Genomic DNA, 12,291 nt, shown 5'->3' with positions numbered 1-12,291 from the left:
TTACGCGATCGCGACGGACGTTGTTCGCACCGCGTCCTTTGTTGCGTGCTTTTTCGTCCAAAGCAGGCCGTCACACCACACGTGATCGACGCGTCCCCACTGGCAGGCGGCGGCAGCATCCGGGAAAAAGCCGCGTCCATGCAAATTGGCGCTGGTATTGCAAAGCAGCGGAATGGCTGTGAGCTTCTCGTACGCGATGAGAAGCTCGACCACTTTATGCTGAGATGTTCTGGAAACGGTCTGTAGGCGAGCAGATCCATCGAGATGCACGACGGCGGGAATTTTGTCCCGCCATTCCGGTCGCGTCTGGTGATCGAACAGCATGTACGGATCGGGTACTCCAGGGCTAAAAATCTCTGCCGCACGATCCTCCAGGCATATCGGCGCTACCGGCCTGAAATGCTCTCGAAGCTTGACGTCGTTGAGATGGTCTTTCATTCCCTCCCAGCTCGCAGCCGCGAGAATGCTTCTGCCACCCAACGCACGTGGTCCGAGCTCGGCACGCCCGGCAAGGAAGATCACGGGCTGGTCACTCGCGAGGATTGCCGCAAGTTCGCCCATAGTGCAGGGCGCGCCGTCCCATCCGGGCGGGACTTCGCTGGGACGAACGGCCGGTCCACTGTAGACCGTCCATTCCAGAGCTCTAAAGCCTTGCTGTGCCGCCAGTGCAGAGCAAGCAGCACCGATCGCTGAGCCGCTGTCGTTCGGAAAGGGCGGCACCCACACGTCGTCGAACAGACCGGTCGCACGAAATGCACTATTCCACTTGATATTCAGGCCACAGCCGCCGGTTATGCAGAGGTTACGCACCCCCGCAAGATCCGAATGTCGCTGCACAACATCAGCAATTGTGCGAACCAGCAGACGCTCTAGAAAGACGTGAAATGACGCCAGGACGTCTTCGGCCTGCTTGGCCTTCAACCGCAGTGCGCACGCATCGAAGAAGTCGTGCAGAGCTTCAAGTGGCGATTTTGGGCTGTTGATCTGTGCAAGCTTATGGCAGGTGCCATCAGCATCCGTGGCAAAGTGCGCCTGATAAAGCTCCTGAAACGTCGCAATAATCTCCTCGTCGGGAGCTCCGAGAGCGATATAGGCCATCAGCTTGCCGGCGATGCCGAGATCCCAGCTGGTCCGGTCTGCCCGCCTGTAAGGTCCAAAGTGATGTCCTGCCGTCGCATAGGCGTGGCCTATCATCGGAAACAGGCACTCGATGAACCGGATGCCGTGCGGCTCGACATAGTAGAGGCGCGGAAACATGCAGCCGTCCCACACCAAGCAGAAAGCAGATTGTGCGGATTTGGCAAACGAGCTGGTGCAGTATGCGGATGCTACGTGCCCGGTGACATGCGGATAGCTTTGATAGGGATATAGTTTCCCATCAAGCATAAGGCCGATGCGATCGCGGGACGCGAGGGGGCTATCGCCTTGGCGTTCGACATACGGCGCGCCTTTGAGCTTAACGGTCGTCGTCCCACTAAGGACTTCAAACTGGGATTCGAACTCTCCATCCCAGCCATCAATGACGAACTGATCGACATCGCTCGGATCTAGCCCGTGCTCCGCCAAGGCGCTAACAACGGAATCCAGGTTGTCGATGGTTTGATAACGCGGATTATTGTTCAGCTTCTCCTGCTCGACGCAGAACACCACTTGCCCGTCCTCAATCAGAGCGACGGCCCCGTCATGCGTCAACTTGATACCGCAGATACGCATAGTGGCTCCTCTCAGCCTCGGCCGTTGGGTGGGATCGAAGATGGCTCCGGATTCCGAAAGCGGACCAAAAGGCAGTCTTCGTCAGCCGACTGCCCCTGGCACTGCACGCGTTCGACCTCAATGAGCGCTTCAGTCAAAATCGTGATGACCGTCTCGGCGCCAGCGACATGCCCCCATCGCTTGCAGGTCGCATCACGTGCAGATCCGAAGACCAGATGACCACCCGGAGCAAGCATCTTGACCATGTTGTCGACTGCAGTACGCATTTGTGTCATGTCTTCGAGATAATAGAGAACTTCGGCGACCACGATCAGATCGAACCGCTCTGCGGCCGAGAACTGCAGAATGTCAGTCGCCGCCCAGCTGATATGCGACCACCTCTTGGTCCGCTGGACCGCTCGACCGATCGCTCGCGGCATAACATCGATGACCGTGAGCCGTTTGCAGTGAGGAGCAAGCTTCTCTGTAAACGCACCGGCCGCGCACCCGATTTCGAGGCCATTTGAGACGGCGCTGTTCGACAGCGACAGCCGCAGCAATTGGGTGTGACGCTCACGTTCGAACGGATTGTCGTCGAGCCGCCACGGATCCTCATTAGACAGCTCCCGTTCCAACGATTGATATGTCTGATGCACGTTCACGACCTAATCTCCTACAAAGCTGCTCACTCAGTCTCGGCCGCAATGCCATCCGGCGCGATCAGCTGCGATGGAGCGCGCGAAAGACCTGCCCTGCGAATTGCGCCAGGCATTTCCGATCCGGGGTTAAGGCTTGGTCCAGTTGTCGCGTCTTCGGTCGAGCCCTTCGATTCATCAACGTCTGGTGATTTCGCTACTTTGCGAGAGAGCCAATCGCTGTTGCTCAAGGTACAGAGCGCATAGGCTTTCATCGGGAGCAGTAGGAAGATGTTGATGGGGGTGTGCAGCGAGAAGCCGAGAAATCGAAGCTCACCGGCACGAACGGCTGCCACGCTGCATCTTATCATCGTCATCGCAATGATGGTCAGACCGGTCCACCAGGGCACGGTGCCAGTGAGCGCAAGCTGAGCGAGCGCGGCAATCGATGAGATTGCGAGCAGCAGCGGCCCTAGGTTCTGTCCAACCACGTCCAGCGTGAGGTACCGGTCGAGGCCGGGCAGCAGGTGCAAACCGAGCAGGGTGTCGCGGTAGGTGCTGCGTGCCCAACGGAGCTGCTGGCGCAGATACGGCAAGAGCGTGTCCGGGACCACCGTGGCGGCGATGGCGTCCGGAACGTACTCGGTTCGGAACCCTGCCTTGAGCATGAGGATGGTCAAATGACGGTCCTCACCGAAGTCGCTAGGTTTTCCCCGGAAGAACTGCGTCTCGTATTGCTCGAGCAGCAGCAGCAGCGCGGAGCGGCGGTACATGGCGCACGGCCCGCAGCAGCACATGACGGCGCCAAAGCGCGTCTGTGCCGCACGCTCCTCGTTGCAAGCCAACCAGTACTCCATGTCGATCAATCGGGTCAGCCAGCTGTCGTTTCGGTTGCTGGCCTTCAATTGGCCCATGGCCGCGCCGACGGCAGGATTCTGCATCTTGCGCACGAGCTTGCTGACCACGTCGCTGTCGATTTCCGTGTCGGAGTCGACGTTGAGCACGAGATCGCCGAATGAGCGGCGAATCGCTGCGATCTGCGCCTTGCGTTTTCCAACATTGCTTGGCAGCAGAATGATGGTGAATCTCGGGTCATACGCGTAGCTCGCGTGGACCGCGGCCACTGCGCCGACATTTGCAGAGCCGTCGTCGACCACGTAGACCTGCAATCGCCCTGGGTAATCCTGACTTGCGATAGACTTCAGGCAGGCCGCCAGCGTGCGCGGGTCCTCGTTGAAGCAGGGCACGATGACATCGACGCTGGGCAGAGCATCGGCGTCGACCGGGTCGCACGGTGGCAGTGGAGCGTCGCTTCGCAGCGCATAAAGCGCCTGCGCGCTCTTGTGGACGCTGGAGAGCAACGCGTAGGAGGCAACAGCAGCGGTGCTGATGGTGGCAAGCAGGCTCATGGGAATCGATCTATTCAGTGAGGTTGAGGAAGCGACCGGATTGCAAATCCACGGTCATGCAGTGCTGGAATGAGTTGGGCGAGCGCCGTCACAGTCTGGTCGCGCTGACCAGAATGAGGGCAGCGTCCCAACTCGTCGGGAGGGCAGCCGTCGTGCAGGAGCACGATTGCGCCTGGCCTGACCGAGGCCAACACTGCGGCAACAATCGCCTCGACGCCGGGACGAGCCCAATCTTGCGGATCGACTGACCAGTGCAGGGCTGCCAGTTCGGCCTTCACCGACGCGGCGAAGGCTTCCTTGCTCCAGATCCCGTACGGCGCACGCATGTGCCGCACAGAGGCTCCGGGGCAGGCCATTCCGATGACCTTATTCGTCGTGAGGATCTCGTATTCCACCTCATCCGCTATGCAATTGGCCAAGTCCGGGTGCGTCATTGTGTGGTTTGCGACCTCGTGCCCTTCTGCAATGATGCGCTGGATCAGCTGCGGCTGGGCCGCCGCGTATGCACCGATCACGCAGAAGGTGGCGGGCGTCCGATGCTGCGCCAGCACATCCAGGATAGCCGGCGTGCAAAGCGGGTTGGGACCATCATCAAAGCTCAGATAGACGCAGGGCTCTCCGCCGGCCTCGGTGTAGTCGCTCCGCGCTTCAGTCAAGTCGTTTGAGGAGCTCACAGTTCTGGCCCGTTCCGTTCGATCGTGTCACCCGCCGGCCATTCGCTCATGGGCCTCGCAATCGGCAGAACGAGGCCGACCACGTCCTCCACGCGCGTCGGAGGCACAGTGAGGTAGATGTCCGGACGAGCGGACCGGACGCGGAGCCCTGGCAGAACAGTCGCCAATCCCTGTCGCCCGAGCAGCCTGGTAATATGTTTCTGCAGGGCAGCACGGACCGTGCCAAAGCCGAACGGCACGCCAAGATCTCGCAATACGGGATACATCACTCGGATGGAGTGGGTTATTCCAAGCCCCTCCAGATCCGGGCGAACCCCGTACAATCCGAGTTCAGCCACGAGCAGATCGCTCTGACCAACTTTTATGAAGCGGCGTAGTGCCGCGATGTGAATCGCAACGCCACGATCATCGTAGCCGATAGCCCGAATCTCAGGCCGTGCGCCGGCCCAGCTTCGATGACCTTCAAAGGGCTTTGCATTGAATTCCCCGGTCGGACCATAGGTCTTCCGGAAGAAGTCGGATAATTCGATATGGTCAGCAAGTTCAAGGTCATTCTCCCAGCACAACCTCCAACGGACTGGAGGGCGCGCCGAAACACCTCGTGTGGATTCGGGCGCGATAATGTTCATAGGGCGTCATTCCTGTTCGTTATCTGGCTCCTGACGCAGGCCAGCAGTTCGCTACCTTCGAAAGGCTTGCTCGAGAACTCGAGTCCAGGGCCTCGCCTCACATCATGTTCGGAGTGGCCTGTGAGCAGAACGGTGGGGATCGCGCCTCCGGATGCAACCAGATGATCGAAGAGCGCGAGGCCACTCATCGGGCTCAACTGCATGTCCGCGATCAAGCGCGGCGTGATCGAACGGCGGCCTGATTTCAAGAACCCCTCTGCGCTCTCGAATGGTTCAGGCACGTAACCTGCGGAAAACACCATATCCGTCAGAGCTTCACGCACTGACTGATCTGCATTCACAATCGCGACCACGTCGAGCGTGCGCGCAACTTTCATCAGATTCGCCAAGGACGCCTTCGCTTGCATGTTCCGCACGATTTCACCGTCGCAAGGACGCAATCCAATTGGATGCGACCAAGGCACATTTGGCACCCGCAACCGGAGGGGTGCGACCGGACGGCAATCTACGGCCAGGTTGAGGGTTCGCTCAATTCTACGGCGGTACACGGTGGATATAGAATGGGTTGGCGAAGCCATACGATGGTTTGCTCGTCGTATACGCCCACTCAACTTTGCGGATTCCGATCGTGCTAGCTCACGGCGATATGGCTTGCGCAACACGCGCGAAACTGCGACCCCACGATCGAGACGTCTTGATTGATACCTAGCGCGGGGCTGAGACGCGCAACGATTTCTAACCATTCTGATGGATCTGACATCTCGCTAAACTATCGTTTGCTATCCTCATTCGGTACAAATGGTAAAATCGATTATATCGATAGAACACATTCACAGCGTGGATCGCTCAGGATTATGCGTTTCAAGGGCCTTGATCTGAATCTCCTCGTCGCGTTCGACGCCCTGGTGACGCAAGGCAATCTCACTACGGCGGCAAGAAGCATCAACCTCAGTCAACCTGCCATGAGTGCCGCCGTCGCGCGGCTTCGCACTTACTTTCGCGATGAGCTATTCACCATGAAAGGACGGAAGCTTGTCCCAACGCCGCGGGCTGAAGCGCTCGCAGCCCCGGTTCGCGAGGCTCTCGCTCACATTCAGCTCTCCATTATTTCTCCAGACGGCTTCGATCCGTCTCAATCGAATAGGCGATTCAGGATCATCCTGTCCGACTTCATGACTGTCGTGTTTCTTCGAGGGGTCGTGGACCGCGTCGCGCGGGAAGCACCAACAATCAGCTTCGAGTTGCTGCCGCCCGCAGAGGAACCTGATGAGCTTCTCCGGCGCGGTGAAGTCGATTTTCTCATGTATCCGCAGATGTTCATGTCGAGCGCGCATCCGAAGGCGGCTCTGTTCGAGGACACTTTCGTCTGCGTGGGCTGCCCCATGAACAAGCAGCTCACTTCGCGTCTCACGTTCGAGAAATACATCTCGATCGGGCACGTGGAAGCCCAGTTCGGGCGCTCCCTGAGGCCCTCCTTCCACGAATGGCTCTTGCTCGAGCATGGCTTCAAGATACGCACCGAGGTCGCGGTGCAGGGTTTTGGCATGATTCCGCCTATGTTATTGGGCACCAACCGTATAGCGAGCATGCCCTCAAGATTGGTCAGCCATTTCGCACAGACGATGCCGCTGCGGGTTGTCGAACCTCCCCTGCGACTTCTCACATTCACAGAGGCCGTCCAATGGCCCGCCATTCATAATACTGATCCTGCAAGCATGTGGTTGCGCAACATATTCTTGCAGCAGGCATCCACGATGGTCTCTCCGTCCGAGATCAGCCAATGTCACGGCCCGTCCTAGGACTGTTCGGGCCGGTTGCGGCCAGCTCTCGCTAACCGGACCTACGCCAGGCTCGAAGCCCCGGTCCTCTGAGGGACGTTTGGCATAGTGCACAAAAGCGCGCTTAAGCGTAGTTTGGTCGGGTCGCAGCCGATTGACTCGCGGTGCCGTGACGATCCTGCGCATCACACAGCTCGCTTGGCGGCTAAGGACTTTCCGCTGATTCGGACGGGACCGCATCACAGGTGCATGCGCCAGCTTCAGAGTACGCAACAATTATGTGGCCTGTACGGCGAACAATGTTCGGCCTCAGCACCAAACTCGCTTGAATCGCACGCCGCGTCAGGTTCAAGGCCAGCACCTGCGATCGAAGTTGCAGGCTTCACCTGGTAGCGAACCCGCATCGCTGTTTGCCTGAATTGGTGGATCTCATTGCCTTCAACAGCGATGGAGTTAGTCCCGAAGCGCGCCACTAGATACAAATGGCTGATGACCGGCAGAGGCGCTTCCTGCTCGTGTGGGTCGAATCAACATAAAAGCTGAACGCAAACGCCGCCCACGATCGCGCACCCCAAAGCCAGCCGCCAGCTCGCGCAAACCCGGATGGGCGGGGAAGACTGCGTGTCTTTGCACAATGTCACAATTGAAATTCGGAACACTTCCTCTCTCGACGGCGCTTATCTTCCTCTCGACGCGCGCGATGCGGCGTGATCGAGTGCAACTGCAAGCTTGCAGACCGCAGGATCAACCCGGATCAAGTGGCATCAGCTGGCGGCACTTTTTCCAGCTGCGCGCGTGTTGCGGTGAGGAGTGTTCATGATGAGAGGACCGCAACTGAGCCAAGGTGCGGCCGCGTAAGCGCTCGCCGCTCCCACTCGCCAAGCCTGCTCCTCCTCCAGCTTTCGATCATTTCGGCCGACATCCCCAGCCAAATCGGATGCTCGGTGCCGGGTCCTTCTTTCCGATGTCGCGACAATCGCGTTTTTCGAAAGATCGCGGCGTGACTCACACCGCGCCACCGCCGTCCATCTCGAGCTGCTGCCTCGCACCGCTGACCCCGAAGGGCTCCTTTGCTGCGGCAAGATAATTTGCCTATCTTACCCGAAGCATCTATGTCCAGCGCGCATGCCAAAGCGATACTGTTAGAGGCTGGAATTGAGGTGTGAGCGGTCGCACGAGCAAGCCAATACCGTGACAGATCGCGCTCGAGCCTTGTGTTCGATGGGATATTTGCTGCGACTCCGCCAGACAGTGGCCCCCCAGATTTTGGAGTAGCTTCGACTTGAGCATGGCCTTAAGACGTGCATCAAACTCTCAACCACACTGTAGCATCGTCTCTTGCTATTGCGGACCCGTATAGCGAGGCGGCCAGCGGTTCGCCAAGTGATTGTACAGAGGCAAAGCCGCTACGGATCTTTGCACTTCGAGTGCATTGCATCTCCCGACGCTGTCCGATGTACGCGCTCAGCGACACTGATCCGGCGCACGCCTAAATATGCAAGTTATTGCTGCACGAGTTATGTCAGGTGTTTGCGCGAGCGCGTGGCGCCTGGGGCGCCCTAGACGCGTTTGAGTGCCGCCACATGCAACGGATATGGCAGGATCGTTCGAGACCCGGTCCTTAATTGCGAGCAACGTTTTGCCAGACGCTTGAGGTGCACCTGCGTTGAGATGATGCCTTCAGGAATGGCTTGACCTCGCCTTCCGTCATACTCCCGACGTTCACGGCGGCGGACCTGCGCCGTTGAAGAGCAGCCGTCATTCTTCCGGCACTCAAAACCTGGGCAGCGATCACGCGAGCAACGCCTTTGAGCCCACAGTGCCACAACAGGACTAGCGGACGATCGAAAAAGCTGTTAGGCGCCAAGCCCGCCACCGCGCCACGACTGGTGGTGCGACTGATCCGCGATGATCAACCCAATCAACCGCACCGCGCGCCGAGGTGATAGACGTCACGGCAAGGATTGCGACTGAAAGAGAGCCATCCGATGAGATCAGTGCTGTGTCTGGGTTCGCCGTTTCGGGAGGCAGTGTCTCAGCGGGCTGTCACGCACATGCTTTCGCTTTCCTGATGATCAGGCCGCAGAATAGCCACCGCTGCTGCAGGATCAGGAGACATTGCACACTTTGGGTTAGCGCACTGTCGGGCAGAGGAAGCAAACGCCATGTTGCACAACGGCATCACGTGGACGCACCTGTCACATTCTTTCACGCACGTCGCCGCTCCGTCTCCTTTTTGCCCCACCACAGCCAAACGGCTTCGTCACGTGCGGCGCGAGTGCAATCACCAAAGGAGGTTTCTGTTGGAAACGCCGAGCGGAGTCTACGATCCGGATGATCTCGCGAGCTTGGGAAGGCTGTTCGATCAAGCGATCGCGTCTTTACCGTCATGCATGCGAACCAGCGAGAATCGCGTGGCGATCGCCAGACTGGTGATGCAACGCGCGGCGAGGGACGAATTGGCGTCGCTCGCGCACTTGATGCTTGCACTTGTCTCGGCCGCTTGAGCACCGGCATGCACTCTAACCTTCTGGGGCCTGCAGCAAGAGACGCGTCATCTAGATCATTGAAATAACTTGATTCTCACGTGACGTCAGGTTGTAGGCTTGCAAATTGAGGATCATGACAAACGCCATACCACGACGGCGCCGATGGCGCATTGGAGAACTTGCAGAGGCGACCGGTGTAACCGTACGCACTCTGCATCATTACGAACATACCGGGTTATTGACGGTGTCGGAACGTACCTGTGGCGGTCACCGCATGTACGATCGGGAAAGCCTACAACGCGTCTCCCAGATTCGCGCTCTACGTGAGCTCGGCTTCTCGCTTCCTGAGATCCGCAAGGCGATCGAGGGGCGGACATCTCTCACGGACCTGTTGCGAAACCATCTGGAGCGGATTGAGCTTCAAGTCGCGCGCGCGACATTATTGCGGGATCGATTGCGCACTATGACGACGCAAGGTGAGACAGAAGTCAGTGTCGACGAGCTGCCGGCGACGCTAGATGCCATGTCGCGGATTGAGGAGCGTACCCCCTCTGCCATCTGCACGTGCGCCTCTAACGCTAGCCGCGAAGATCGGTGGCGAAAGATCCGGGACGAGCTGCGAAGCTGCATGGACCAGCGTGAGCCTCCGTGCTGCGAGCGGGCAAATGCAATCGCGCGTCAGGCCCGTTCGCTGCTGACTGAGATCGCAGGAGTTGATTCGACTGTCTCGATGATACTTAAGGTGCTAACGCGATTGACCGAACCACACAATCTCGCCGGCTGGGATGCGAGCCTCATGCGATACCTCGATCTCGCCCTCGCCGCGCTGGAGGACCAGCTGGGAAAGAGTTGAGCGCACCCGTTGCGACGCCCTATTACTGAAATGTCTCTAAACCGGATGAGGTGATGGTGATCCTGTCTGACCGCGGATGGTTTGTCCCTAGCAGTCGCCTCGGACTCTGCGTTGTCGGTTGGGTCTTTCACTCTGTCGATCTTGGCAATCAACCCCAACGAGCACGCTTCGAAGTACTTGATTCGTACGTAGCGTCACATTGTACCTTCTAAAGCATCGACGCAGCGACGGGGCGACAGACAGAGCGCCGGTTAAACGAGGGAGACTCCAATGATCGGCATTAGTTTCGGAAGTTCTCGGTGAGAGTTCTCGACGAGAACAAGTCGATGGATGGTCGTACGCGCCTTCCAAGCGCCTCCTCGGCACACGCCTGTCGAGCACGGGAGACTGGCGAATCTACCGGGTATCAGCAGAATGTTCGATATTGGTCCTGTCAGCCCCTAGACGACCGCTTCTCCTGACCAGTGTCGGAACGTCTGCTCGTCCGTGCCCGCCCGAAGCTTATGGCCTAACCTGACAACAACCTGAGCCTATTCGTACGCAACCTGAGTTCGATCCAAACATCATTGCGCCAGATTGTTGGCCGCCGCGTCATACCAGAATGGCGAAGCAGACCAAGTCGTCTCGCGAGACAACGGGAGTCATATATGACGATCCTTCGCATTCACAGGCTTGCAGCTGCCGCGCTCCTTTCCGTGGCCCTGAGCTCGAGCGCCAGGGCAAAAGATGTTTACATTGCCATAGCGGGTCCGATGACGGGAAGCACTGCGGCGCTCGGCGCGCAGATACGCGATGGAGCGGCCGCAGCTGTGGATTCGATAAATGCTTCGGGTCTGCTGCCTGACACAAGGCTCATATTGAGAATCGCCGACGACGCATGCGATCCCAAGCAGGCTGTCGCTGTTGCCAATCGCCTGACAACTGACGGAATCAAGCTCGTCGTTGGTCACTTCTGTTCATCTTCGTCGATTCCGGCTTCAGACATATACGCCGAAGCCGAGGTAATTCAGATTTCACCTGGGTCCACCAATCCCCGTCTGACAGAGCGTGGCCTAACGACCCTGTTTCGGATTTGCGGCCGCGATGACCAGCAAGGCAGAGTTGCCGCCGAATACATCGCGCGGCATCACCAAGGTGCAAAGCTCGCAGTCCTCGACGACAAGAGCACAGCAGGCAGGGGTATCGCCGATATCGTTGAATCGCGCCTTCGTGCAGCCGGCGAGCATCCTGTTCGACAAAGCTACGTTGCAGGCGAGAAGGATTATACCGCTCTCGTTTCGCGACTGAAGCGAGAGGGAATCCAGCTCGTCTATATCGGCGGCTATTACAACGAGATCGGCCTGATCGTGCGTCAAGCCGCGGAGGCGGGCGCACGTCTGACCGTGATCGCCAACGATCCGCTGATGACAACCGACTTTTGGGCCATTGCCGGCGAGGCCGCGAACGGCACGCTCTTTACCTTTATGCCGGACCCGACGAAGAATGCTGCAGGCGCAGCTGCTGTCGCCAAGCTCAAGGGTTCGAGCCTAACCGCCGCAGGTTACACGCTCTACGCTTATGCCGCGGTTCAAGCATGGGCCGACTCCGTCAAACGGGCCGGCACCTTCGATGCTATGCGGGTCGCTGCGGCCCTCCGCTCCGAGTCAATCGACACGGCTATTGGCACTGTTAGATTCGACTCCAAGGGAGACAATGCCGCTCCTGGCTTCATCGTTTACCGCTGGCGCGACAATACCGTCGAAGCGGTCGAGCAGAACTGACCGCCCGTGCCAACACCGTACGAAGCGTTCGAATGATGAACCATCCTCGATATATCGATTACGCGCTCCTCACGTGCCTCGCAATCGCCGCAGTCGCAGCATTTCTCACCCTCGCAGCAATGCTATCACAGCTATCGTGCGCGCTCGCAGGGCCGCCCGAAGAGTACGTTCCCATTCGTCTAGTGCCACTGCAGTGAGCATCACATCCACATTCGTAAGGCCGACGAAGACCGGTGTCTTCTTCCAGCCAGTGAAATTGATGCCCGCCTCGCTCTCGGGAGTGAGCTGTCAGGACCTCTTTAGAACGAACGTACGTCGTGAAACGATGTCAGTCACGCGCAGTCCGTCTGCGGATTGCGCGAGTTCGAGCCA

The 12,291-nt window shown here is 58.6% G+C and carries 10 protein-coding genes; 4 read left to right on the top strand and 6 right to left on the bottom strand.

What is annotated here, in order from left to right; all coding sequences use genetic code 11:
• From nodU to AC0L3U_RS34860, 6 genes are read right to left on the bottom strand one after another with little or no spacing between them, the layout of a single operon-like run.
• Window positions 1-1,713, bottom strand: coding sequence for a nodulation protein NodU (gene nodU / locus AC0L3U_RS34885; protein ID WP_259219161.1), 1,713 nt, complete (start codon window positions 1,711-1,713; stop codon window positions 1-3).
• Between the two features lie 11 nt (window positions 1,714-1,724).
• Window positions 1,725-2,354 (bottom strand): nodulation methyltransferase NodS, encoded by a 630-nt coding sequence (nodS, locus tag AC0L3U_RS34880; RefSeq protein WP_204513566.1) that lies wholly within the window; start codon window positions 2,352-2,354, stop codon window positions 1,725-1,727.
• 23 nt (window positions 2,355-2,377) lie between these two features.
• A complete protein-coding gene (gene nodC / locus AC0L3U_RS34875) occupies window positions 2,378-3,736 on the bottom strand; it encodes a chitooligosaccharide synthase NodC (RefSeq protein WP_259219160.1) in 1,359 nt (452 codons plus the stop codon).
• 14 nt (window positions 3,737-3,750) lie between these two features.
• Window positions 3,751-4,410, bottom strand: coding sequence for a chitooligosaccharide deacetylase NodB (gene nodB / locus AC0L3U_RS34870; protein WP_259219159.1), 660 nt, complete (start codon window positions 4,408-4,410; stop codon window positions 3,751-3,753).
• Window positions 4,407-5,039, bottom strand: coding sequence for a NodA family N-acyltransferase (locus AC0L3U_RS34865; RefSeq protein WP_259219158.1), 633 nt, complete (start codon window positions 5,037-5,039; stop codon window positions 4,407-4,409). Before AC0L3U_RS34865 ends, nodB begins: the two co-directional genes overlap by 4 nt.
• Window positions 5,036-5,428, bottom strand: a complete 393-nt coding sequence (locus AC0L3U_RS34860) for a response regulator transcription factor (RefSeq protein ID WP_259219156.1) — start codon at window positions 5,426-5,428, stop codon at window positions 5,036-5,038. Before AC0L3U_RS34860 ends, AC0L3U_RS34865 begins: the two co-directional genes overlap by 4 nt.
• 465 nt (window positions 5,429-5,893) lie before the next feature.
• On the opposite strand from AC0L3U_RS34860, the gene AC0L3U_RS34855 reads away from it, so the two are divergent.
• The 4 genes from AC0L3U_RS34855 to AC0L3U_RS34840 all read left to right on the top strand — a co-directional run bounded on the left by AC0L3U_RS34855 (window position 5,894) and on the right by AC0L3U_RS34840 (window position 11,919).
• Window positions 5,894-6,838 (top strand): LysR family transcriptional regulator, encoded by a 945-nt coding sequence (locus tag AC0L3U_RS34855; RefSeq protein WP_259219155.1) that lies wholly within the window; start codon window positions 5,894-5,896, stop codon window positions 6,836-6,838.
• Window positions 6,839-9,120: 2,282 nt separating this feature from the next.
• Window positions 9,121-9,324: a hypothetical protein gene (locus tag AC0L3U_RS34850; protein ID WP_204513560.1), complete on the top strand. Its 204-nt coding sequence runs from the start codon at window positions 9,121-9,123 to the stop codon at window positions 9,322-9,324.
• A 115-nt stretch (window positions 9,325-9,439) separates the two neighbouring features.
• The gene (locus AC0L3U_RS34845) at window positions 9,440-10,159 is read left to right on the top strand and encodes a MerR family transcriptional regulator (RefSeq protein ID WP_259219154.1); all 720 of its coding nucleotides are present in this window, start codon (window positions 9,440-9,442) and stop codon (window positions 10,157-10,159) included.
• Window positions 10,160-10,806: 647 nt separating this feature from the next.
• On the top strand, window positions 10,807-11,919 hold the full coding sequence (locus tag AC0L3U_RS34840; RefSeq protein WP_204513558.1) for a branched-chain amino acid ABC transporter substrate-binding protein: 1,113 nt from the start codon (window positions 10,807-10,809) through the stop codon (window positions 11,917-11,919).
• Window positions 11,920-12,291: the final 372 nt, after the last annotated feature.

The sequence above is a fragment of the Bradyrhizobium sp. Kon69 genome, assembly GCF_055807515.1.
This window is presented reverse-complemented; position numbering and strand designations above follow the sequence as displayed.

Excerpts from the sequence above, each read along its gene's own strand:
- nodC (WP_259219160.1), bottom strand. The coding sequence starts at position 3,736 with ATGAGCCTGCTTGCCACCATCAGCACCGCTGCTGTTGCCTCCTACGCG.
- AC0L3U_RS34840 (WP_204513558.1), top strand. The coding sequence starts at position 10,807 with ATGACGATCCTTCGCATTCACAGGCTTGCAGCTGCCGCGCTCCTTTCC.
- nodU (WP_259219161.1), bottom strand. The coding sequence starts at position 1,713 with ATGCGTATCTGCGGTATCAAGTTGACGCATGACGGGGCCGTCGCTCTG.
- AC0L3U_RS34845 (WP_259219154.1), top strand. The coding sequence starts at position 9,440 with ATGACAAACGCCATACCACGACGGCGCCGATGGCGCATTGGAGAACTT.
- AC0L3U_RS34855 (WP_259219155.1), top strand. The coding sequence starts at position 5,894 with ATGCGTTTCAAGGGCCTTGATCTGAATCTCCTCGTCGCGTTCGACGCC.
- AC0L3U_RS34865 (WP_259219158.1), bottom strand. The coding sequence starts at position 5,039 with ATGAACATTATCGCGCCCGAATCCACACGAGGTGTTTCGGCGCGCCCT.